Genomic DNA, 23,003 nt, shown 5'->3' with positions numbered 1-23,003 from the left:
AGGAGACCGGGGCGGTCTTTGAGGCGCGGCAGCTCCTCGAGCAGCACGACCGCGAGACCGCCGAGAAGTCGAAAGTCGAGGGGGTTCCCCTGATCGTCTCGGGCGCCACCGACTGGACCGATGTTGATGTGATCTTCAACACGCTCGACAAGGTTCGCGAACGGATCAAACAGAACCGCAATCAGGAGATCTTCCTCTGCCATAAGGGTGGCAAGCACGGGGCGGAGATGATCGCGGCTCGGTGGGCCCGGGCACGCGGGATAGCGCAGGCGCGCTTCGATCCGCGCTGGTCCGCGCACGGGCGTGCGGCACCGTTCAAGTGCAACGACGAAATGCTGGACGACAAGTTCGCGGCGACGGGGGTTGTACTCTTCGGCGGCAACGGGGTCGCGCTGAACCTCGGGCAGAAGGCGGAAGCGAAAGGCTTGACGGTCATGCGGGTTGCGGACCCGGCGAAGAAGGCGTCGCAGGAGTGAAGAGAGGGGGTCGCGCTTGGCGCGGCCCTTTCGTCATGTCTCATGGCGCGTGCGGTCGGTCACACTTGATCGGCACCTCGCGGCGGCCAGCACCGTTATCGCTTTACCCGGTCCGTCAGAGTGCGGCCCATCCGCATCTGTATGGGCTGGGGATGGTGCGCACCTCACGCACATCGTCAGCCGGGCAAGACGCGAGGGGTCGAGACGTCGCATATGAAGCTGAACACCTGCACGTTCCTCGGGGCGTGTTTCGGAACATCGCATCCACGCGGGCGGGCTCCGTCAGCACCCCGGCCAGGCTCGGTGGGACGCGGACGCGGATGGTGGCGGCTGCGTGATGGCAAGGGTCATCCGGATCACTCCTTTTTGCTCATTGATGTGGATCGCACGCGGTCGGCCCGCCCGTGCCCTCAGCTCACGCTTCGGCAAGCACAAATACGGCTTCCACGGCTGGCCGCGGACCCTCCGCATTTGCGCTTGCGACCGGGCCTCTTGCCCCCGTGCCGGGTGATCCCCATCGCAACAAGGAGTAACCCAAATGACCAACCACTACGTCGCCACCGTCCCCGTCAAGTTCACCGATACCGATGGCCAGGAGCGCACCCGTTTTCAGCGCGTGGGTGCGATGTTCCGAAACACCCGCAACGGGGACGGATCGGAGTTCTTCAGCCTCAAGCTCGACTTCCCCGTCGCGGTCTCGGAGCTGGTGATGTTCTCGCCGAGCGCGAAAGATCCCCAGGACTAAATCCTCTGACGAGGATGGGCCGCCCCAGGACGATCTTGGGGTGGCCCGATCCCTGTTCCAGGGATGCCGGTCCCTGCGCGTTCAACGGACGCACTCCGCCCGGAATGATCAGGCCGCGACAGACCGGCCAGTCAGCCTCAAGGGGGCCATCCACAAAAACCTATCGGCCAAGGCCTCCCGGTTTTTGCGGCAGAGATTTGGGGACCCAAATCTGGCCCTCCTTGACCCTGCCTGTCCGCCCTGTCGGTGGGGTTTGCGCCCGCCCGCGGTTCCGTCCGAACACATGCGTGTTCGGCCAGACCCTCGGGCGGGGCTGGCGGACGGGGCCCCTAGGACAGGTGTCGCCCGGTGGTGAGGGCGGCAGAGCCGCGTCCCTGCGGGCCGCGGCGTGAAGCGGACACCAAGGCTGCCTGAGACTGAAGGCGACGTAAGTATATAATTGACAGCTTGGTATATTATCGTAAGGTAGGGGCAGCCTTGGTGGAAGGTGGCAGGAAATAGGGGGTCTTTCTTCGCATGTCGCGCTCAAAACGTCTCTCAGATGCGGAACGCATGGAGATCGTTCGCGAAGCTGCGGAAGGTGTGACCACATCGGCCCTGGCGGAGCGGTTCGGCGTGTCGCCGCGGGCGATCCAATACACCTTGAAGGCAGATGCCGAGCGCCAGACGGATGCCGCAATTCCGGTCTCAGCGGTCAGTGTAAAGGTCACGGCTGCGGAGCTCGCGGCGCTCGACGAGGTGCTGGCCGAGGCCGGGATCGAGAGCCGTGCCGAGGGGCTGCGGCGGCTCATTCAGGCGGCAGGCGGGGTGTTCGTTCCGGACGCGCAGATGGCGGCCGAGATGGCGCGCTACCGCGCCTCGCTGCATGAGGTCGGCAATGGGGTCGCGCAAATTGCCAAGCAGATGACGCGGGCCAACCGGCGGGAGCAGGGGGCCGTGGGGGGCGCGAGTGCCGAGTTTACCGAATTGCGCCTTGCGCAGATGCGCGGGCTGGCGAGGTTCATTCTGGATTCTGCAGACGAGATCGATCTGCTCCTGCGCCGCCGTCGAGACGCGATGCAGCTGCGGGCCACGGCCGCGCTGAGGGAGTTTGCCCATGCGGCTGAATGATGCCGTCCATGCCGTCACGGGCGAGGTCTTTCGGGATGGCTGGAGCCGCGTCCGGGGCTCAATGCAGGGGCTGCACGTGGCCAAGCAGACCCAGCTTGCGCGCGCGGCAGCAGGCCACCGGCCAGCGGTCTTCAAGGCGATCCGGGGCGGGGGTACGCATACCAAATCACAGCTCGCAAACCAGCTCGACTACCTCACCACCAAGTCCACCCATATCGTCGACAGTAGCGGGTTTCTGGATGGCAAGGCGAAGCTCGAGGCGGGCGACATCAAAGACCTCACCGAGCGCTTTGCGAAGCGCTGGGATGCGGGCTTCAAGCCCAAGCTGGGCCAGACCACCCACATGCTCATGTCCTTCCCCATCGGCACGCGCGGGGAGGATGTGCGCGACATCGCGACGGATGTGGCCGAGCGGTTCTTCCAGACCGACGCGGGGCATTTCGACTACATCATCGCGGTGCATGAGGACCGCGATCACCCGCATGCGCATCTGGTGCTGAACCGCCGCTCGCAGGAAGGCGAGTTCTTCTTTCTGGGGCGCAACCACCGCTTCAACTATGACGACTTCCGCCTCGCCATGGTCGAGGAGGCGGAGAAGTACGGCGTGCGGCTGGAGGCCACGCGCCGGGTGGATCGCGGGGCTGTACATTACCCAGCCCGGACCAGCGAGGTCTACGCCGCGAAAGAAGAGGGTCGCGCGCCCCGCGAGCGCAAACGCGTGGGGCAGGACCTGACCCGGACGCTGGCGGAGATCGCCAACACCAGAACCGTCTACCATTCGCTTGCCGCAGAGGCCTCCCGGGAGGCCCGGGAAGACATCGCCGCGGCACTCTTCCGCGCGGGCGAGGTGCTGGCGCATGGCGGACAGATGGACCGAACAGGAGATGTGTATATGGCCGAGGATCAAAGCTTCGAGGATCTGAGAAGCCTCTATGCCGAGAAGCTCGCGCGGGTGCAGGGCATGATCGCCGAGAAGCCTGACGCGGAACGCCCCGTGCTGGAAAAACGCCTTATCGAGATCCAGACGCAGGTCCAGCACATGCAGCCCTTGGGGCTGCGATCATCCACGCTGTCAGAGACCCCCTCGGAGGGCGGGATCTATTCCGAAGCCAATATTGACGCCAGCCAGCGCGAGCGACTGGCCGAGCCCGACCTGAGATCGCGCATTGACGTAGCACTACGGGGCACCGGGATCAGCACATCGGAAGTGGTGGCCCGGATCGAGACGGGCGCCTCGAATGCAGCGCTCGAGCATCAATGGATCGCCAATGATCTCTCCAAAGTGGCCGAAGCGCGGGATCTCAACCTCGAGCGCCGCGCCGATCTGGAACAGGCGCGCGACATTCTCAACGATGTGCATGTCACGCTCGGCACGCTCTTGGAACGGGAGAACGTGCTGCGCCGGGATGGCGTCATGGAAGCGGAACCGGTCAGCGAGCGGTTCCATTATCACCGGGACGCGGTGCGGGCGATGGAAGGGACAATCCGTCAGGAGATGCGCGCAGACGGCCTGACAGCGCAGCAGATCGAGGACCGGGATTGGGAGGTTGTCTCACGTGCGGAACGCCGGATCGAGACGGAGCAGCGCGCGTATCTCGAAGCACACCCGGACCTGCTCGCACGCCCCGGCGATGTGATCGACCGGTCTGAACCCTACAGGGAGACCATCACCGATGCGGCCCGCGCCAGCGAGATCACCCGCGAGGTCGACCGGATCATGGAGGGACGCGACGTCCGCACGCCCGTTGCATATGCTGTCACGGATGACTTGCGCGCGCGCTATCCGGACATGCCGTCCCATCTCGCCCGTGGGCTCGGCGCGACCTATGCGGCCGTCGTCGAGATACGCGACACGGAGGTCATCAATCAGGTCCGCCGCGAAACCGAGATGCGCGAGGGGCTTGGGGTTGGCACGCGCGACGCACTCCTCGCAGCCCGCGGTGAAACTGCGCCGCAGTCTGACCGTACCGACCGCCTCGCAGACGAGATTGCGCGTGTTCTGGACCATGAGCGGGCGGGGGAGTTGTCCGCGCCTTTCGAGACCGAGGCGGAGCGGGACGCTTTCCGAACCGAGATCGCGCGGGTGCTGGATGACCGTCAACTTGAGCGGCTCACATCCGGCGATGCCGATGCGCTGGACAAGGTTCTCGAGGACCGCCTCGACCGGCTCTATGTCGCCAAGGTCTACCTGCAATCCGATGCCGCGACGGCCAACACGGAGGCCCTGCGCCAGGTGGTCGATGATCTTGCCGACACCGAATATGAAAAACACCGCGCCACAGACGTGGATGGCGAGACCGAGCGGGGACAGGTCCATTGAGCGCGCCCATGGGAAAGGCGCGGATCGCAACCGGCGTCTTGCTGGTGACGCTGGTGACCGGGGCCATGGGCTATACCATCGCCTCGGCGGTGCTGACCTACCAAGATCTCGGCTTCGGGGCCGAGATCGATTTTGCCTTTATTGCGCAGAACTATCTGGCGATCCTCGATCACCGCCCGGAGGACGCGCAACTTATTCACCTGATCATCGGCAGCTTCGCCGCCGCCGGCCTGATGCTGAGCCTCGCCCTCTCGGGGTCCGCCCTGACACGGTTTGGCCAGACCCATTGGCAAAGTGCGCGCGAGATGAAGGCCAATGGCTTCTTCGGGGCGCCCGGGACCGGGTTCATCCTCGGCAAGCTGGGGGCGCCGGGCTCCCGCGCCAATTACATTTGCTCCAAGGTTTTTCCGCATGCGCTGATCGTGGCGCCCACGGGCCGCGGCAAGACCACGGGCTTCGTCATTCCGAACCTGCTGACCTGGCAAGGCTCCGCCGTGACGCTCGATGTGAAGGGCGAGTGTTTCGAGGCCACGGCCCGGCATCGCGCCGCCCAAGGCGACAAGGTCTATCGCTTTGCCCCCACCGATTGGGAGGGCAAGCGCACGCATCGTTACAACCCGCTCCTGCGCATCTTTGAGCTGAAAGATCCCGCGCGCCAGCAGATGGAACTGCAGCTCCTGGCGACGCTGTTCCTGCAGAGCGACAATGACCGGGTCCAGGGCCTCCTCAAGGGCGGGATCGATCTCTTCGTGGCGGCAGGCCTGTTGGCCTTCCAGCGCAAGCGCCCGACCTTGGGCGAGATCTACCGCATCGCGGCCTCGGGCGGGAACAAGCAGAAGGAGTATTTCGCGCGGGGCCATGAGGTCGACAACAGGGCGGCCAAGCTGATCTTCACGCGGCTGGCCTCGACCAACAATGACACGCTGACCTCCTATGTCTCGCTCCTGATGACCTCGGGGCTCGACCAATGGCAGAACCCGGCCATCGATGAGGCGACGGCGGTGTCGGACTTTGATTTCCGGACGATCCGCAAGAAGCCCTTTTCGGTCTATCTCGTCGTCCAGCCGCTGATGGTGAAGCCGCTGGCGCCGCTGATCCGGCTCTTCTTCTCCGATCTCCTCTCCGCCATGCAGGAAAAGGATCCTGGCCCCGACGAGCCCTGGCCCGTGATGATCATGCTCGACGAGTTCAATCGCCTCGGCAAGATGCCCATCGTGGTCGAGAGCATCGAGACCCTGCGGACCTATCGTGGTCACCTGGCCGTGGTCACCCAAACCATCCCCGCCCTCGATGAAATTTACGGCGAAAACACCCGCCGCGCTCTGCAGGGCAACGCGGGCGTGAAGCTCTATCTGACGCCCTCCGATGAAAAGACAGTTGAGGAGTTGAGCAAGGCGGTCGGCAAGACCACGAAGACCGTCATCACGCGCTCCCAGTCCATCGGCAAGAACCCCTTTGAAGGGCGCAGCCAGTCGACCCGGACCGAAGAAAGCTCCTTGCTCCCTGAAGACGAGGCGCGCCGCCTGCCGCTCGACGAGATCGTCATGGTCATCGACGCGCAAATGCCGGTCCGGGCCAAACGGATCCAATATTTTGACGATCGGTTGTTCAAGGCAATCCACGGGGCGCAGACGGGGGAGTTGCCGTTTCCGGAGCCTGGGGGAGGGGGGCCGCAGGGAACGCTGCCGCTGAGCGTGCGCGCCATGCCGATGACGCCGCCGTCGGATGGGCCAGGGGGAACAGAAGCCGACGTCGAGGCCGCACGCCAGGCTGCTGATGGCCAATCGTCAGGGCAAACTGATGTCGCCCCAAAGAAGACTGCGCCTGTCGTTCAAGCCGTTATCGCTGAGGAACAGCGACAGATGGAAATGGATTTTGGGGGCCAAGTTGCAGATGCCGAGACCGTGGGCGTGGATGATGAGGCGCAGATGCGCTCTGCTGTCGATGGATTGGATGAAATGGAAGCGATGCTGCAGGAGGGGGATAGCGATAAGCTGGTTGCTCGATAGTCTAACGAGGATGGTATGTCTGTTGAACAGGGCCGGAAGCGGAAGTTCGCGGTGCCTTGCGCCAATGTGTGAAATCAGCAAGTGTGCCATACGGTGGTTTCCGGATCAGAGGTCGCTACCGGCCAATTGGATAATCTGACTGGGCGGGAGAACTATGGTCGAAAAAGAAACTGATAAGTTCTCAGCAGGCGAGCAGGGCCTTGGATATATTTACCAAAGTCGCCTTGCGTTGCTTCGACTGCTTCAGCTTCCGGAAGATGCGGCAGTCTTCATTGAAAAAGACGACGATCTCGATTTCATTGACACCGAAGGCGGTAAGTCCTTAGCTTCGCTAAAGCACAAGGCGATTGGCGATAAACTGACAGACCTGTCGACTGATTTCTGGAAATCAGTCAACATTTGGCTGGTGCGATACAAGCGGGATGGCCTTGCTGCATCAAATCTGCAGTTCTTCCTTTTTACCACCGGCACCGTGTCAACTGATTCATTTCTTGCTCGCTTCCTCCCGGAACAGGCCACCTCTTCCAGTAATGAAGCAACACTGGCCGAACTGGCCACCGCCGCGCTATCTAGATCAAAGTCAAAACTCATCACTCCGATTGCAGCTGCGTTTAACGAATTAAGCGATTCAGCGAAGCAAGACTTTCTCGAGCGCATCCTGATCCTCGATGGGAATCCGCGCATCAGTGACATCCCGGCCATCATCCGGGAAAAGCACATGCGAAGCATAAGACGCGAACACCGCCAGTTCGTCTTAGAACGGCTGGAAGGTTGGTGGACCGATGCTGTGATCAAGCAGTTGACTGGCGTCAGGCCAGAAGGCATTTTCGGCCACGAAGTCTCGGATAAGCTTTCCAATATCACCGAGGAATACAAAACAGATAATCTGCCAATCACCTTCCGCGGGAAGGTGCCCGCCACCGAGATTGACACCGATGCCGATCCGCGCCTTTTCGTTAAACAAATGTACGAGATAGGCATCTCTTCCAACCGTATCAGGAGTGCGATCCTAGATTACTACAGAGCGTTCGAGCAGCGATCGGCTTGGGCGCGCGAAAACCTAATCGTGTCGGGAGAGATTGAGGAATACGAGGACCGTCTCGCAGAGGAATGGAGCCGCTACAGGGATGTGGTTTTCGAGAAGCTCACGGACGACAGCGCCGAGGATGCGTTGCGCGAAGCCGGAGCCACTCTCTACAACTGGGCAGAATTTGAAACCGGGAAGATCGAGTCCCTTCGAATTCGCGCGCGCGTGACGGAACCCTATGTCGTCCGAGGCAGCTTTCATATTCTCGCGGATACCACGCCTGAACCTAGAGTTTATTGGCACCCACGGTTTATTGAACGAGTATGCAAAGTGTTGGGGGTGGCCTCATGAAACGATGGGACCAACGCCCGTTCGAGATTCGTAATCTATTCAACCCGGCATTTTGCGGCTTGGTCTTGTTCCGCTCGTTGAACGGATATGAAGACATAGATGAGCGAGGCATGCCTTTTTCACTATCATTACTCGTTCTGCCGCTCTGCTTACACAAGGACTCGCGCCAGGTAATTGTCAGTAATCCACGCAGCTACCTGCTTAAGACGACGGAGAATAACCAGCAACTGATGGTGGGCTTCGGCGATCGAGTCTCAGAGATGTTACCCTATGCTTTCGAGGGATTTGGTCTCCTTATGGAAAGGGGCTGTATCACAGTCTCAGATAGCGGCCGCATCCAAACCGTGCCCAAGAAGGTGCGCAAGACCGTTACTGGAACGGATGAAACTGTTGATTGCCACAAAGTCGCGCGGATAGTTGGTAGAGAATTTGCTCGCATTGCAGACCGGTCAACAATTTATGCAACATTCGGAATTCGCCCATGAAGATTCGATCCATTCACATTTATAGCCCTAACGGCCAACGCCGCGACCTGCAATTCAAGGTTGACGGGCTTAACGTCATTACCGGCCGCTCTTCTACTGGCAAGTCCGCACTCTCAGAGATTATCGAATACTGTATGGGACGATCTACTTTTAACGTTCCAGAAGGAATAATCCGCGACAAGGTGGCATGGTTCGCTGTGATCTACCAATTTGAAAAAGAGCAGGTTTTGGTTGCGAAGCCAACACCGTCTCGAGGTGGTGCGAGTTGCAGCACTGCAATGCTGCGTAGGGGCAACCAGTTGCCAATTCCTGTGTTCGAAGATCTGTCGATCAACACTGACGACGATAGTATCGTCGAACTCCTGTCGCGGCTGCTTGGAATTCCAGAAAATCGCACCGAAGTTGCGAGTGAACACAGCCGCGCCAGCTACGACGCCAACGTAAAGCACACGTTTTACTACCTGTTTCAAAAGCAAGGACTGATCGCTAACAAGGACCAACTTTTCTACCGCCAGAACGAACAATTCCAGCCGCAGGCAATACGCGATACCCTGCCAATTCTGCTTGGCGTCTCCTCTCACGACCGCTTCGAATGGGAGTCAAAGCTACGGATTGCGAAACGGGATCTGAGAATTAGCAACAAAAAGCTAGAGCAGGCGCGCAATGCAGTCGACACGTCGCACGAGCAGGCAATCGGTCTGCACTCGGAAGCGACGGCGGTTGGGGTGATCGGAAGCGCCGATGAAAATCAAAATGCAGAAGCAATCATTGAAGCATTGAGATCTGTGCTTTCTTGGAAACCTGAAAAGGTGCCTGACGACGACGGTAGCCGGATTTCCCTGTTGGAAGAAGAGTTGGCTCAACTGCGTCAAGACCGGCGAGACACTCAGGCAAGAATTGATTCGGCGCGTCAGTTCGCCAAGAGGGCGGGCGGCTACGAAAACGAGGCCGCTGAACAAATAGATCGTCTCACTTCGATCAAGGCACTGCCAAACAATCCCGATAGCGGCGAATGGCAATGGCCATTCAGCGAACGGAACCTAGCACTCGACTCCCCGCTTGCTGCCGTCCTGCTAAACGAGCTTGAAACGCTAGATAAGGAATTACGTGTTGCCACCGGCCAGCGCCCCAAGCTCGAAGCCTACTTGGCTGAATTGACTGCTCAGGCGGACGACATCGCAGCAGAAGTCAGACAGAAAGAAACTGAGCTGTCCGCTGCGATCGCAGCTAATGAGATCATTGCCCAAATGGGAAGTCGCAACAATGCTGCCGCGCGCGTCGTAGGCCGTATCAGCCACTTCTTGGAAACGCTCCCTCCGAACGAAGAACTTGCCAGACTTGAATTGGAGAATCGCCGTCTTATCAACAGGGTGACGCAACTGGAGGAGGAAATCGGCACCGACGATAGCGACGAGCGCCTAGCCTCAATTCTCAACAACATCTCTGCGCAAGTCACGCGGTTCATCCGGAAATTTGAGGCAGAATTCCAAGACTTCCCGGCGCGGCTCAACCTACCACAGTTGACGATCATCTTCGATCGGCCTGAGCGTCCGGTCCCTATGAGTCGCACAGGAGGCGGCGAAAACCATCTAGCCTATCACCTTTCTGCATTACTCGCGCTGCACCTATTCGCTGCGCAAAATAATCGCCCAATCCCGCGCTTCCTGTTGATCGATCAGCCAACCCAAGTCTACTTCCCGTCTGAGAAAATCTACAAGGAGGCCGACGGCTCTTTCCAGAAAACAGAGGCTGATGCGGATCTAAACGCGGTTCGTCGATTGTTCGAGCTGCTGTTGAAATATACGCAGGATGACGTACCCGGCTTTCAGCTGATCGTCACCGAGCACGCCAACCTCCGTGATCAGTGGTTTCAGGACGCGTTGGTCGAAGAACCGTGGACCAAACCCCCAGCGTTGGTTCCTGAGGAGTGGCCAAACCTCGACGGGGTTTAAGGTCGAAATTGTTTGTGAGGGCTCTAAACACGGAAAAACATTGAAAGTCAGACGTTCGAAGAACTGGTCGCGAGTGACCGCCATAGGCCGTCACCGTCGCCCAAGCCGTCCCAGTCTCGCCAGCTGCGCCAGCATTTTTGACCCAGAGTCTGCGGACCCTGTGCCGCCTGCGGAACTCGTCTGCCCCATGCCTTGCCTCACGGGAAACTGCTGCACGCCAAAGAACTGCCGCGCCCTGAGGGCTGCGTATTCTGCGCCGCTTGCACCGCCGATCAGATAGCGGTTGTAGGCTTGCTGGCTGCCCATCGCTGCGCGAGCGAAGCTGTAGCCGCCGCCGAGACCTCCGGAGAGGGCGGGCATCATGATGTTGCCGGAGATCGCGCGGACGATAAAGGGTGTTGCGATTATGAACCCTTTGGCCATGAGCACCATCATGAAGAAGGGGATGAGCGCGCCGATATTGGAGGCCCCTTCCGGGTCGCCAAGCTCACCGATCAAGGCTGATGAAACCCCAGTGATCGTGGCGAACACGCCGGCCACGACGATGGGGTAGAGCGCAAAGGAAACCAGCGCGGATAACCAGCGAGCGAAATAATCCTTGGTGACCTCGAAGAGGGTCAGGAAAATCATCACCGGGGCGATCCCGATCAGAAGCGCGATCATCAGTCGGGAGGCCACGAGGATGAAGGCGGCCAGTCCGCCGAGGATCGAGAGCAGAAGAACACCGACGATGTCGAGCATGGCGCCGGCCATCCAGTTCAGCTCGGATCCGGCAGCGTTCAGATAGTCGCCCAGTTCCGCGATCAGCCGGTCGAACTCTTCTGCGAACGTGCCGGAGGGTCCGGGGCTGCCGCCCCCGACCGAAGCGACAAGCGCGCCCGCGATACTGTCAATCCCATAGAGAATGGCAGACGAGAAGGCGTTGAACTGCATCCAATTGGTCGCGAATATCCCGATAAGCCCGATCTTGACCGCGAGCCAGAAGGCTGTGTGCCCATCCATGGCCCGATATTGATAGATCATGTTGATGCCAACGAGGATCACCACCAGCGTTGTCCCCAAAACGAGGAGCGTGCCGACTGTTGCCGCAACCGCACCAAACTGGGTCTCAGCGGCGGTGTCGAGATAGGCTTGGGAGGTTTCAACGAAATAGGTGACGACGCTCATCGCGGGGCTTCCTTACCAATTGCCCGCGACGTCGCAGATGGTCTGGGCTTCCGGACGGGCGGCGTTGGCGCGGCGGTTGTAGGCGTCCGAGGCTTGCAGCATTTCCCATCGTTCGTCGCTCGCGTGGCGCTCACGAAACACCGCTTCGGCTGCGTCCCAAGAGGGGAACCGGGTCGCGCAGTCGCAGTTGCCGATCTCGACGACCCGCTCGAGATTCTGGGCGCGATAGATGTCCTGAACCAGAACCCGCTGATAGGCTTGGCGCAGGGGGATCTCCTGCATCCACAAGGGTTCAGCGGGCCGGTCCGGACAGACGTCAAAGCTGCGATCGAGGGTCGGCACGAGATCGCGCTCAGCGAAGGCGGGTGCCAACGTCAGGCCCAAGACCAGCGCAGTCAATACGAGGGTACAGCCCGCCTGCCTCATGCCGTGGCTCCGGCGGGTGTGGTCTCACGCTTCAGGAAGACCGTGTGTCCCACATTGGCGAATTCCGAGGAGCTGATCGACACCACCTCCCAGCCTTCCGCACCTTTGGCATTCAGGCTGGCCTGCATGTCGGCAAGGCTGGTTTTTCGGGTCATGGGAAAGGACAGGATATCGTATTCAAAGGTCTTCATGGGGAAATTCCAATCTCAGTTGCGCCGGGGAGGTAGAATTCGGTGATGCCGCGTTTGCCGTCATGGCGACCGGCCTGGATGATCACGTCGATGGAATTCTCGATGTACTGGATCATGTCGGCATAGGTCATCGGGATCTCGGTCTTTAGTGCTGCGATCGCGAGGCGCTGCACGGCAAGTTGGGGGGTTTCGGCATGCAGCGTGGTCATCGAGCCGCCATGGCCGGTGTTGATGGCTTCCAGAAAGGTCATGGCCTCCTTGCCGCGCACCTCGCCCAGGATGATCCGGTCGGGGCGCATGCGCAGCGTGGCGGTGAGAAGCACATCGGCGGTCTGGAATTCTGCGTCGCGATTGGCGATGAGGGTCACGGCATTTGGCTGGGGCGGCAGAAGCTCGGCGGCTTCTTCGATGGTCACGATGCGTTCCTCGGCCGGTACGTGAGAGAGTATCTTGCGCGCGGCTACGGTCTTGCCGGTGGAGGTGCCACCCGAGACGATCATATTGAGTTTGTTCTCGACGCAGAAGGCCAGCGCATCATCGATCAAACCCGCGGCCACCACTGCGCGCAAGGCGCGCTTTTTTTCGAGGCGCAGTTCCTCGAGTTTGCGTTCTTTGCCATAGAGGAAATCGAGCGCGATCCCATCGAGTGGCAGGCTTGAGAAGAACCGCAGGCTGATCGACATGGCCGAGAGCACGGCGGGCGGGGTGATGACCTGTGCGCGGATCGGGCGTCCCTTGTAGGTGATCGAGACCGAGACGATGGGGCGGTCCTTGCTCATCGTGGTATTGGCAGAGGAGGCGATCTGGTTGCCGAGGTCCCTGACCTGAACGCCCGTCAGCCTTTGATCCAGCGCGCGCATGAAGTGATCGCCCTGGAATTCTCCCCAGCAGGTCCCGTCGGGGTTGATGCAGATCTCGATGACATCGTCGCGGGCGGCGGCGTCGATCCGGTCAAGCGAGGTTTCGAGATAGCTCAGCGACATGGGCTCAGAATATCTCCAGATCGCGGTCGACCATGACCGTGACGCGGGCGCCCTGGTCGACATAGATGACGGGGCCGATGGAGAGGTAATCGCCGATGACGCTGTCCGTCGCATCTGCCAGATCATCGCCAACGTCTTCGAGAACGTCGGCGGCAGTTTCATCCTGGACCTCGGAGGCGGCGGCACTTGGTGCCGCGGAAATCAGCGAGATCAGGGCGGCCGACCCGAAACGCTCGGCAAAGTGCGTGTCCACAAAGCCGGTAACACCCGAACGGCCAAGTTCATCGCCCCCGAAAGAGCTGATCTGGACGGTCTGGCCCGCGGGCAGGATGATCCGGTCCCAGGCGATCGTGACGCGGCGCTGCGCGATATCGACCCCCGAACGATAGCGCCCAATCAGGCGGGACCCGCGCGGGATCAGAAGGCGGGAGCCATCGAAGCTGTATACATCTTCTGAGACGACGGCCCGGGTCTGGCCGGGCAGGGAACTGTCGAGGGCGGTTTCCATGATGGCCTGGATCATCGTGCCCTGAATGATGGTGTTGGACGGATTGGCGATGACCTCGGCTTGCGTCATAGAAGTGGGCAGCGCGCCGTTCAGCACAAAATCCGTCACTTCCCCAAAGGTCCGCTCGGTCAGCGCGGTTTCATTTGCGCCTGAGGTGCCGCCAAAGGCGATGGTGGGCGAGGTGATGCGGCGCTCCTGAAACGCACGTTCTTCGGCCGCGCGACGCTCGAGTTCCGCGAGCCGTCTTGCTTCCTCTTCGCGGCGCAGTCGCTCCTCTTCCCGCGCCCGCAACTCGTCCTCAGATGGCCCCAGAGGCGCGGGGGCAGGGCGGTTGGCCTCGAGCTGCGCGAGTTCGAGGTCCATGCGGAGTTGTTCCAGCTCGCGATCGCGCGCCGTGAGCTCGTCTCGGAACTGCTGCTGCGCGGCTTCTGACGCCGCTTGTAGCGCCGCGATCTGGGCGGTCAGCGCATCGATGGCTTCGGCGGCAGCCGTGTCTTCCTCGACGACGGGTTCGGGCGCGTTGCGCAACTCCTCGATCTGGGCCTGAAGGGCGGCGAGCTGCGCCAGAAGCTCGGCATTGGGCTCGACGGGCTCGGGCGCGACCAGAACCACTTCGGGCTCGGGTGGAGGGAGGGTTTCGATGGCACCAAACCCGTCGCCTTCGTTTTGGAACACGTCCGGCGTGGCCGTAGGCAGGGCTTCTTCTTCCTCGGGTTGGGACATCAGATAGAGCAGTGAACCACCCGCCCCGATCGCGAGGACAACGACCAAAGCGAGCAGCGGTGAGCGCCGTGGGGCAGGGCGCGACCCGGAGCCTTTGCCTTGCTCAAGGGCGGCAAGGCGCTTTTCGAGGTCAGCGTTTCCGGCGTCGCTCATGATCGCACCCCCGTAGGTGGTGTGGCTTCGATGCAGACCACCTCGTCACCGATCCGTAGAACCCATTGCCCGTTCACCCCGGAAACCCGGATCACGCCGTCCTCGGTGGTCTGCGTGTTGACCGTCCGCTCACGGCCATTGGCGTAACGGAAGATCGCGGGCACCGGCGCGTTCCGCGGGAACTCGAAATACGTGAACGTCCCGTCATCCCAGACGCGGGTCGGGGTGAACTCGGTCCGTGCGCTGGCACCGTAGTTGTAGTTCGGCGCTTGGGCCGCGATGGCCCGGGTCGGGCGCGCATCGTCCTCCGGATAGCGGAACTGCACCACGTAGAAGGTCGGGCTGCGGACCTCCTGGACGTTGAAATAGTAGCTTCGCCTGTTCGTGTAGACGGTCACGTTGGTATGGACACCGCGCGCGACGGGCTTGATCGCGAAGGCTTGCCCGCCCGGCACGCCATCGATCTCGAAGCCCTCTGTGTCCCCTGCGATGATCGAGCGGATGCTCTCACCTTCCCCGAACTCGACCGTGGTCACATGGGTGAGCGACACACTGAGGCGGTAGACCTGACCTTCCTGGTAGGTGGCCAACCGCACGCGGTTGTCATTGGGACCGCCGCGCGGGATGGCTTCCGCGAAGGCGAGGCCGGGCAATAGGGCAATCAGCAATAAGAAAAGTCGAACTGGGAACAAATTCAATTCTCCAATCTGTCGGAGCGGATGGAATATTCGAGCACGGTGAAGCCGAAGGGATTGGTCCAGACCTCATCGATGGAGCGGCGGGTCTCGGGGCGGAACTCGAAGAGAAGCGTGGCGGTGAAAAGCCCGGTCTGAACGCCATTGATGGAGGTCAGGCGCTTGCGCAGGCGCACGGTGGCGCGGTTGTTGCCGATGCGATTGATGCTGAGGATCTCCACATCGAGCCGGGCATTCGGGCCATAGACCGTGGGCGGGTAGTTCTCGTTGGCGCTGTTCCAGATCTGGCGCAGCCCGCTCTCGGCAGCTCCGTCCGAGCGGCGCAGGACGTTGCGGATGCGCAGATCGTTGTCGAGCTGGTTATAGACCTCCCGGTCGGTCACATAGCGGAAGACCTCCGCCTCGATGACCGCCTGGTTGGCTGTGACCGAAGTTGCGCCCACCGAAGCCTCGGGCAGGGCAAAGCCAGTGGCGGGATCATAGGGCACAACCACAGGCGGCGGGTCGACATCGAGGATCGCAACAGCTGCCGCACTCAGGCATCCGAGAATGCCGAAGATAAGCCCGATGAGCCCAAGGCGCTGCCAGAGCCGCTCCCGTCGAAGCGCCCCGTAAACCAGTTCCTCTTCGATGATCTCTTGTTCACTCGCCACGCGTCACACCCTCAACTCAATCCGCACGCAACTCGGGCAAGGTGAAATCCATGAAGCGCTGTTCTTCGGCGATTGTGGCGGCATCAATCACGCCGCCTGTGCCGTCACCCACGGTTTGCACGGCCTCAAGCTGCCACATGGCGACGAGGGCAATTGCCAGCTCCGCCGTCACCCGCGTGTTGAGGTCGATACTTTCCTTCAGTTCGTCCATGTCATCGATCAGCCCGACCAGCCGGTCGACGCGTTCCAGCGATTGGCCCGCGCCCTCGTAGCTGTTCTGGGCAGCGGCCGAGACGAGGGCGCCAGTCGTGGCTTGCGTGGCTACGCGATTGGCCCCGGGATTGCCGCTGGTGGCCAATTCCGAGAGCGTGTCTTCATCGAAGCCGAGATCGGCCAGCACCCGGTCCATCTGGGTTTCGATTTCGCCTGCGCCGGAGCCCGAGAGGCCCGAGAAATCCCCAGTCTTGATCGCCTCAATCGTGGCGAGGATGTCCCCGAACTCTTGGTCGAGCAGACCGTTCAACTCGTCTTCCATTTCCGTCCGGATGATTTCGGGAAGCTCGGCAAGTCGGGTGAGCGCTTCATAGGTTCTTTGCAGCTCCGCGAGTTGATCCGTGAGTGTGGCAAGCTGTTCGCGGAGCTGCGTCAGCTGCTCATTCTGCAGGATCTCGTCCTCGATCATCTGCCGGAGCTGCTGGATGTTTTGTGCGATGTTCTGGGTATCGACGACGGGCACGCCTTGCGCCAGGGCGGGGGACGGGGTGCCGAGATGCAGGCCAAACCCAAGTGTCGTGGCCAAGGCCGTTCTCATGAGCAAATGTCCCATCATTCAATCTCCCTGATCGTGAATTCCATGAACGCGCCCTCGGCCATGCGGGCGCTGGCTTGGGCCAGCTCGTCGGCGGAGAGAACGCGGGTGCGCGCCGCCTGTAGCCGGATGCGGGCTGCCACGAGACGCACGAGTTCGGCGCGGGCATAAGTGTTGAGCGCCATGCTCTCTTGCACGTCCTCAGTCTCGGAAATCCGCGTGACGATGTCGGAAATGCGCAGCGCGGCCTGGCGGATCGCGGCGGGCGAGTTGCTGCCATAAAAGGCCGCGCCATGACCCGTGAGCGAGAGATTGGCATTGGCCAATAACACCGGATCGATCGTGCCGAGCGCGTCGATCCCGCCGATACGGCTCAGATAGAGATTGTAGCGTTCAGGGATGACCTGGACGTAGTGCTGGGTCTCGCGGAAGGGTGGGACGCCGCCATACTCGAAAACCCGGCCGGGTCCGGCGTTATAGGCCGCGAGGGCGTTGATGATGTTGCCATCGAATGTGTTGAGCTGGGTCGCGAGATAGCGCGCGCCGCCATGCACCTGCAGATAGGGGCTGTCGTAATATTCCGGGTTGATGCCGAGATCGCTGGCGGTGCCAGGCATGATCTGGGTGAGGCCATAAGCGCCAACGGGAGACCGTGCCCCAATCGTAAACCGGCTTTCCTGCCAGATGAGGGCTTGCAGCAACGCGCGCCATTGGACGGGGGAGAGCCCTGCGCGTCCAACACCCGCAAAGCCGCTGGTCTCGTGGGCAACGCGGATGATGAGCTGCTCGATGTTTTCCGCAGCATCCCCGAACATCTGCGCACCGCCGGGATTGGGGTCGATCTCGCCCGTGCCATAGACGGCTTCCACGGCGCGGTCGGGATCGCCGCTGCCGCTTTCCAGTCCCGAGACCATAGCCGGCAAGCCCTGACCGCCGAAGCTGGTCTGGGCATCGAGGATGCGTCGGAGGGTTTCCAGCTGCTCCCGTTCGATCTCGGCGATGAGTTCGCGCACTGCAAGTTTGTCGGCTTGAACAGCCAAGTCTGCCTCGCGATCGCCGGTCTCGACGATGTCACGCGCTGTCAGCCCACTGTCATTGGTCGGCACGCCTTGAGACAAGGCGAGACCGGGCAGCAGGCAAAACGCGAGGATATGAGGCAGGCTAGACTTCAACGTCGCCCTCCGGCGCGCCGAGCGGTGCGAAGTGGCAATCCTGGGCTGTCGCTGCCGTCGAGGCGAGAAAGGAAAAGCAATTGGCCTGCGGCTCCCGATACTGGGTGCAGGAGGCCAGCGCGCCGAGCGCAGCCAAAGCGATAAGAATACGGATCATGAAAGCCTCCAAAAATCTGGGCGGTCGCGGTAATCGGTGCCGACAAGCGCTTCGCCCTTTTCCATGCCGCCAAGGATCGTGAGATTGGGCCCAAGGGCGCTCAGATCGGCATCGACGACGATGGAGCCCTGGTCGTCACGGATGAGGGCGAGACGGCTGTCGCTGCCGGTGTTGAGAAGCACGTCCAGCTCCTTCTCATAGAGGTTCAGCATCGCGTAATCGGCGGCATGGGCGCGGATGTTCGGGAGCAGGATTTGCGTGGGCACGGCCTCGACGATGGTCTTGCCGGTCCGCGTGCGCTCCAATTGGCTCGCGTATTGCGTCATCATCACCGCGACGGTGTTCTGCTTGCGCGCGGTGACCAGCCAGTTCGAGAGCCGCTCGGCGAAATACGCGTTGTCGAGCGCCTTCCAGGCCTCGTCGATCACGATGATGGTGGGGCGGCGATCCTCGATCTCGCGTTCGACCCGGCGGAAGAGATAGGAGAGGACCGCCATCCGCTCCTTGTCGGCCTCGCTGTCGAGAATGCCGGTCAGATCGAAGCCCACGACATCGCCCTTGAGCGAGAATGTGTCCTCGAGGCTCTGCCCGAAGATCCAGCCATAGCGGCCGTCTTCGGTCCACTCGAGCAGGCGCTGGTGCAGATCGCCGCCGTCATCGGTGGACACAAAAAGCGATGCGAAATCCCGCCAGTTCCGCAGGGCCGGATTGGAAGCCTGCGCGTTCTGGCGCACCACTTCCTGAATGCGATTGGTCTGCGCCGGGGTCAGCGGCTTGTCAGCGCGGTAGAGCAGGGTGGCAAGCCAGTCAGAGAGCCAGGCGGTGCCGCGCGCATCGGTCTCTGTCCAGAGCGGGTTGAGACCCGTGGGCTGGCCGGCGTTCAGAGACGCGTAGCGCCCGCCATTGGCGCGGACCGCCATCTCCATACCAAGACGGTAATCGAAGACGAAGATCCGCGCCCCTGCTCGACGGGCTTGGGTCATCAGGAAGGCGGACAGCACCGATTTGCCCGACCCGGGTCGTCCCATGATCAGGGTATGGCCGCTGGTCGGTTCTTTGTCGGGCGAGCCTTGCTCGTGATAGGAAAACCGGTAGGCGCTCTGCTCCGGCGTGGGCAAATATGTGACGACCCGGCCCCAGGGGGTAAGTGCTGCAGGTTTGCCGAGCTGTGTCCGGTGGAAGGCCGCAAAATCCGCGAAGTTGCGGTTGGTGACGGCGCTGGCGCGGACGCGCTTGGGCTGGTTGCCGGGATGCTGGCTGAGGTAATGCGCCTTGGCGGCGACCCGTTCGCCGATCATCTTCACGCCTTCGGTTGCGGCGGCGTTCACGATCTCCGCGCTGAGGGTCTGCAGCTCTTCGAGCGTGTCGCAAAAGAGCGTCACGACCATGTGATGCTCGCCGAAGCTTTGGCGCTTGGCCTCTAGATCGTCGGCCGCGATGTCGAGGGCTTCCAGAAGGGAGAGGGCCGCATCCTGGCTGGCCTGCATCTGGCGCTTTTGCCGCTTGATGCGGCCCGCCATGAGGTTCGAATTGATCGGCGTGAAGGAATGCGTCACGATCATGTCGACCGGCAGGTTCAGCATGTCGAACATGGTGCAAGAGGTGCCTTCGGAATATTCCCCGATGGTGAAGCTCTTGCCGTAGCGGTGGCCCACGACGCCTTCAGAGAGCTCGAAATGGTCGCCGTGAAACGTCACGCGGGTATTGGCGACGTTGAAGGACAGAAAGCCGTAGGTGTTGGCCGGGTAGAGCGGCAGCTCGGTGCCCGTGTTGAGCGCGCCCAAAAATCCCACCAACTCTCCCGATCCGGCTGACAGCAGGCGCGGCTTGAGCTCGGTAAGCCCCGAGAGGAAGACGTTCACGGCCTCACCGAGGCGCTGCAGGCGTTTGCGGGTCTCCTCCTTCAGTCGGTCCGGCGCGCTGCGGCTGAGAAACGGCAGGAGGCTTTTGGGCGGCGGGCGGTGAATGACGGTGAGTGTCAGTGTTTTGTCGCGGAGCCCGCTGGTTGCGAGCTTGGCGCGCCAGCGCCGGTCCACCTCGCCCGCGAAGCTGTCCTCACGGATCGGGTCGAGATCAGGTTTGATGGCCTTGGAGACCTTGTGGACGTAATAGCTGAATTCCGGCCCAAGTTGCGCGACGATGCGGGCAAAAAGCGCCGTCACCTTGTCGAGATAGGCATCGTCCGTCGTGTAGCTGTTGATCCCCTCGAGCCTGATGCAGCGGAAGAGTTCGTTCACTCGTGTCCGCACGGTCTGGTCGTCGACGAGGCTCACATAGGGCAGCATATGCGCGAGGCGGGTCTCGCGCGCATACCAGTCCGGCGTCATTGTGTGGGCATCGAGCGCAGCATCACGGGCGTCATCACGGGGCATAGCTGTCCCCGCCATGGATGGAGCGGTTCCGCGTGGGCGGTGTCTCCTGCAGGGCTGTCATCATCACGTCGATGAAACGCGGGTCCCAATCCGCGGCCTTCCACAGCACCGGATAGAGCAGGGCGGCGACACCCAGCACCGCGATGTGCTGGACCCAGACGAACAAGAGCACCGAGCCAAAGAGCCAGACCATCGCGTACATGATGGGCAGGCCCAGAAGCTTCGGCGGGCGCACGAGGCCGAGAAAGAGAGGCGAGCGCTCAGCCACCGGCAAAGACCGCGGCAACGATGGTGGGGGCGGCGGCAACACCAGCGATGCCCACTAGGACCCAGAGCGCCTGGCGCAGATCGATGATGTTGAAGAACCAGCTGAGAAAGACCCCGAGAACGGCAAGCGTCGCGATGACCACACCAAGAGGTCCGGTCAGCGCATCGACGATGCCCTGTAACAGGCTCTGGATCGGGGAGAGATCAATGCTTTGGGCGAGGGCGGGTTCGGCAATCAGCAGGAATAGCGCCAGCGAGGCGACAAAGAGGTTTGAAATCTGTTTCATGAATTTGATCCTTCCAATCGGGCCACGACGGCCATGACGCGGGCCACGTGGTTCTGGGTTTCTCTGTAAGGGGGAATGCCGCCGTATTGGCGCACGGCGTCCGGCCCCGCGTTGTAGGCCGCCAGCGCCAGGCGCGGATCGCCGAACGTCTCCAGCATCATCGCAAGGTATCGGGCGGACCCATCGAGGTTCTGCAGCGGATCACGCGGATCGACACCGAGATCGCGCGCCGTCGCGGGCATCAACTGCCCAAGACCAATGGCGCCCGCGCGGGAGATCGCTTCCTGCCGGTAGGCGCTCTCGACCTCGATATTGGCGCGGTAGAGAGCCAGCCAATCCGTCACGGAAAGCCCCGCGCGACGCAGGCCAGGATGGCCGGCATAGCGCAAGGCCGTGGTCTGAATCCCGGAGAGAACATCGGCGCGGGGCAGGGGAGTCAGGCGGGCAAGGGCCGCGACTTGGACGCCCTCTTGCTCGGCCTCTACCTCGCCGAAGATCGCGATCCCATCGGAGGCCGAACCCTGACCGATGCCGTCATTGTAGTTTCGAGCAAAGCTGCTTTGGGAGCGGGACGGGGTTAGAGAGCCGTCGCTCTCCATGACCAGGACCATCTGTGCGGAGGCAGGTGCTGCGACCAGCCAGAGACAGACGAGGTTAGGTGTCAGTGCCCTTGTCTGATGGGGCTTTGTCTGGCGGGGCGAGTTTGTGCGTACGGCTTGTCCCCGCCTCAAGCGGCAGATCGACATGCGCAAAGCCAAGGCCAATGAAGAATGACACCACGCCGGAGATCGTCTTGAACTCGCGGATCTTGATATCGTTGTAGGTCGTCCGCGTGCGGGCGGTGACGAGGAGCTTTTCCACCCCGTCATCAGAGACAACACGCATGATCCAGACCCCGTAATAGCTGGGGCCTTTCTTATGTGCCGACTCTTGGCACAGGATTTCTGCGCTATAGCCGCTTTCCACGAGTTCGCGGAACCTGGCTTCCGTAACCACATTTGGTGCTTCGATGTCCCAGTTCATGGCCCGGCTCACGCTTTCTCCAATGGCGCGACCCCAGGCATTCCCACTTGAAGCCCAGAGTTACGATAGTATATTATCAACCGCAAGATGTAATATCGTGCTTTAGCTGTAGTTTGGTTACGCAAACACTAGTCACGGCCAGTGTCCGCGATCAAGGAGATAACAGGTTTGAGAAACCCAAGGTTGACATGCCTGCTCCCATTGCAAGCTCTGGTCCTTCTGATCTGCGTTGCCGGGCCGGTTTTGGCGCAATCCTGCTTCGCCCCGGCCCGTCCTTTCCTGCCAAGCGATTCGCAGGCAGCGCGGGACTATGCGGATATCATCCGTGGCGATTTCGAAGATTACATCCAGGATATCCAGAACTACTTCCGTTGCCTCGACGGTGAACGAGCCCGTGCCTTCGAGGAAGCGAGAGAGGTCAGTGAGGACTACGGCCGATTTCTGCAATTGGTCGGGGATTGATGGGCAGCTTCGGGAGCATCAGACTTGCAGCCCGTGGAAGCCAGACGCCGATAACACCCTCAAATATCTACTTTTTAGATAACAGATTTCTTCCGCTAGCGACGTCACAAAAGGTATGTGACGCGTGGCGAAAACAATCAGAAGCAAAGGGCAATTGGCACTCTGCCAGGCGTTGGTCGACGCGCGCATCAAAGCGGGCCTCGGCCAGAAAGACTTGGCGGATAGGCTCAGATGCCATCAATCCCTTATTGCCCGTCTTGAAAGCGGTCAGCGCCGGGTCGACGTTGTCGAACTGGTCGTTTTGGCGCGTGCCATCGGCTTTGATCCGTTCCAGCTTCTGGCGATCGTTGAAGCCGCCACGGAGCCCGACCACAGGATTTGAAGTCAATGAATTGTTGAGAACACGGGAACCCATTTTCCCTGTCTGATGATCATTCCCTCCTCGAGGACCAGTTAGCCAACATCAAAGAAGCCCGGCGCG

The 23,003-nt window shown here is 61.3% G+C and carries 25 protein-coding genes; 10 read left to right on the top strand and 15 right to left on the bottom strand.

Annotated elements, in window-relative coordinates:
* The 8 genes from TQ29_RS20160 to TQ29_RS20130 form a co-directional block, all read left to right on the top strand.
* The coding region (locus TQ29_RS20160) for a DUF2493 domain-containing protein (RefSeq protein ID WP_157445683.1) at window positions 1-476 on the top strand (476 nt) is incomplete at its 5' end.
* Window positions 477-1,014: 538 nt separating this feature from the next.
* Window positions 1,015-1,221, top strand: coding sequence for a hypothetical protein (locus TQ29_RS20155; RefSeq protein WP_054540831.1), 207 nt, complete (start codon window positions 1,015-1,017; stop codon window positions 1,219-1,221).
* A gap of 516 nt (window positions 1,222-1,737) precedes the next feature.
* Window positions 1,738-2,331: a helix-turn-helix domain-containing protein gene (locus tag TQ29_RS20150; protein ID WP_054540830.1), complete on the top strand. Its 594-nt coding sequence runs from the start codon at window positions 1,738-1,740 to the stop codon at window positions 2,329-2,331.
* Window positions 2,318-4,651: a relaxase/mobilization nuclease domain-containing protein gene (locus tag TQ29_RS20145; protein ID WP_054540829.1), complete on the top strand. Its 2,334-nt coding sequence runs from the start codon at window positions 2,318-2,320 to the stop codon at window positions 4,649-4,651. Before TQ29_RS20150 ends, TQ29_RS20145 begins: the two co-directional genes overlap by 14 nt.
* 8 nt (window positions 4,652-4,659) lie before the next feature.
* A complete protein-coding gene (locus TQ29_RS20140) occupies window positions 4,660-6,660 on the top strand; it encodes a type IV secretory system conjugative DNA transfer family protein (RefSeq protein WP_054540828.1) in 2,001 nt (666 codons plus the stop codon).
* A 154-nt stretch (window positions 6,661-6,814) separates the two neighbouring features.
* Window positions 6,815-8,038, top strand: coding sequence for an ABC-three component system protein (locus TQ29_RS20135; RefSeq protein ID WP_054540827.1), 1,224 nt, complete (start codon window positions 6,815-6,817; stop codon window positions 8,036-8,038).
* Entirely contained in the window at window positions 8,035-8,523 is a 489-nt protein-coding gene (locus TQ29_RS20555) for a three component ABC system middle component (RefSeq protein WP_082386801.1), read from the top strand. Before TQ29_RS20135 ends, TQ29_RS20555 begins: the two co-directional genes overlap by 4 nt.
* Entirely contained in the window at window positions 8,520-10,475 is a 1,956-nt protein-coding gene (locus TQ29_RS20130) for a DUF3732 domain-containing protein (RefSeq protein ID WP_054540826.1), read from the top strand. The genes TQ29_RS20555 and TQ29_RS20130 overlap by 4 nt, the downstream gene beginning before the upstream one ends.
* A 90-nt stretch (window positions 10,476-10,565) precedes the next feature.
* On the opposite strand, the gene TQ29_RS20125 is transcribed toward TQ29_RS20130, so the two are convergent.
* The 15 genes from TQ29_RS20125 to TQ29_RS20060 are packed head-to-tail and all read right to left on the bottom strand — an operon-like array spanning window position 10,566 to window position 22,060.
* Entirely contained in the window at window positions 10,566-11,642 is a 1,077-nt protein-coding gene (locus tag TQ29_RS20125) for a type IV secretion system protein (protein ID WP_054540825.1), read from the bottom strand.
* 12 nt (window positions 11,643-11,654) lie between these two features.
* The gene (locus TQ29_RS20120) at window positions 11,655-12,068 is read right to left on the bottom strand and encodes a hypothetical protein (RefSeq protein ID WP_054540824.1); all 414 of its coding nucleotides are present in this window, start codon (window positions 12,066-12,068) and stop codon (window positions 11,655-11,657) included.
* Window positions 12,065-12,259, bottom strand: a complete 195-nt coding sequence (locus TQ29_RS20115; protein WP_040182603.1) for a DUF4177 domain-containing protein — start codon at window positions 12,257-12,259, stop codon at window positions 12,065-12,067. The genes TQ29_RS20120 and TQ29_RS20115 overlap by 4 nt, the downstream gene beginning before the upstream one ends.
* Window positions 12,256-13,242, bottom strand: a complete 987-nt coding sequence (locus tag TQ29_RS20110; RefSeq protein ID WP_054540823.1) for an ATPase, T2SS/T4P/T4SS family — start codon at window positions 13,240-13,242, stop codon at window positions 12,256-12,258. The genes TQ29_RS20115 and TQ29_RS20110 overlap by 4 nt, the downstream gene beginning before the upstream one ends.
* A 4-nt stretch (window positions 13,243-13,246) precedes the next feature.
* A complete protein-coding gene (locus TQ29_RS20105) occupies window positions 13,247-14,626 on the bottom strand; it encodes a TrbI/VirB10 family protein (protein WP_054540822.1) in 1,380 nt (459 codons plus the stop codon).
* Window positions 14,623-15,318, bottom strand: coding sequence for a TrbG/VirB9 family P-type conjugative transfer protein (locus TQ29_RS20100; protein WP_054540821.1), 696 nt, complete (start codon window positions 15,316-15,318; stop codon window positions 14,623-14,625). The genes TQ29_RS20105 and TQ29_RS20100 overlap by 4 nt, the downstream gene beginning before the upstream one ends.
* A 2-nt stretch (window positions 15,319-15,320) precedes the next feature.
* Window positions 15,321-15,974 carry a virB8 family protein gene (locus TQ29_RS20095; RefSeq protein WP_054540820.1) on the bottom strand — a complete coding sequence of 218 codons (654 nt, stop codon included), beginning with the start codon at window positions 15,972-15,974 and terminating at the stop codon, window positions 15,321-15,323.
* A 16-nt stretch (window positions 15,975-15,990) separates the two neighbouring features.
* On the bottom strand, window positions 15,991-16,800 hold the full coding sequence (locus tag TQ29_RS20090; RefSeq protein ID WP_054540842.1) for a type IV secretion system protein: 810 nt from the start codon (window positions 16,798-16,800) through the stop codon (window positions 15,991-15,993).
* Window positions 16,800-17,954, bottom strand: coding sequence for a lytic transglycosylase domain-containing protein (locus tag TQ29_RS20085; protein WP_173586001.1), 1,155 nt, complete (start codon window positions 17,952-17,954; stop codon window positions 16,800-16,802). The genes TQ29_RS20090 and TQ29_RS20085 overlap by 1 nt, the downstream gene beginning before the upstream one ends.
* The gene (locus TQ29_RS21030) at window positions 17,944-18,111 is read right to left on the bottom strand and encodes a hypothetical protein (protein WP_009815545.1); all 168 of its coding nucleotides are present in this window, start codon (window positions 18,109-18,111) and stop codon (window positions 17,944-17,946) included. The genes TQ29_RS20085 and TQ29_RS21030 overlap by 11 nt, the downstream gene beginning before the upstream one ends.
* Window positions 18,108-20,483: a type IV secretion system DNA-binding domain-containing protein gene (locus TQ29_RS20080; RefSeq protein WP_054540818.1), complete on the bottom strand. Its 2,376-nt coding sequence runs from the start codon at window positions 20,481-20,483 to the stop codon at window positions 18,108-18,110. The genes TQ29_RS21030 and TQ29_RS20080 overlap by 4 nt, the downstream gene beginning before the upstream one ends.
* Window positions 20,473-20,751 carry a type IV secretion system protein VirB3 gene (locus TQ29_RS20075; protein WP_008327373.1) on the bottom strand — a complete coding sequence of 93 codons (279 nt, stop codon included), beginning with the start codon at window positions 20,749-20,751 and terminating at the stop codon, window positions 20,473-20,475. The genes TQ29_RS20080 and TQ29_RS20075 overlap by 11 nt, the downstream gene beginning before the upstream one ends.
* A complete protein-coding gene (locus TQ29_RS20070; protein ID WP_009503803.1) occupies window positions 20,744-21,037 on the bottom strand; it encodes a TrbC/VirB2 family protein in 294 nt (97 codons plus the stop codon). The genes TQ29_RS20075 and TQ29_RS20070 overlap by 8 nt, the downstream gene beginning before the upstream one ends.
* Window positions 21,034-21,648 carry a lytic transglycosylase domain-containing protein gene (locus tag TQ29_RS20065; protein WP_054540817.1) on the bottom strand — a complete coding sequence of 205 codons (615 nt, stop codon included), beginning with the start codon at window positions 21,646-21,648 and terminating at the stop codon, window positions 21,034-21,036. Before TQ29_RS20065 ends, TQ29_RS20070 begins: the two co-directional genes overlap by 4 nt.
* A 43-nt stretch (window positions 21,649-21,691) precedes the next feature.
* Entirely contained in the window at window positions 21,692-22,060 is a 369-nt protein-coding gene (locus tag TQ29_RS20060) for a hypothetical protein (RefSeq protein WP_054540816.1), read from the bottom strand.
* Between the two features lie 210 nt (window positions 22,061-22,270).
* Here TQ29_RS20060 and TQ29_RS20055 point away from each other — a divergent pair, with 210 nt between their 5' ends.
* Entirely contained in the window at window positions 22,271-22,522 is a 252-nt protein-coding gene (locus TQ29_RS20055; protein WP_157445684.1) for a hypothetical protein, read from the top strand.
* Between the two features lie 124 nt (window positions 22,523-22,646).
* Window positions 22,647-22,904 carry a helix-turn-helix transcriptional regulator gene (locus TQ29_RS20050; protein ID WP_054540815.1) on the top strand — a complete coding sequence of 86 codons (258 nt, stop codon included), beginning with the start codon at window positions 22,647-22,649 and terminating at the stop codon, window positions 22,902-22,904.
* The last annotated feature ends 99 nt before the right edge of the window (window positions 22,905-23,003 follow it).

It is taken from the genome of Actibacterium sp. EMB200-NS6 (assembly GCF_001305615.1).
In the GTDB taxonomy this organism is placed as follows: Bacteria; Pseudomonadota; Alphaproteobacteria; order Rhodobacterales; family Rhodobacteraceae; genus Actibacterium_A; species Actibacterium_A naphthalenivorans.
Note: the sequence above shows the minus strand (reverse complement) of the source record. Positions and strands in the feature narration are given on the sequence as shown.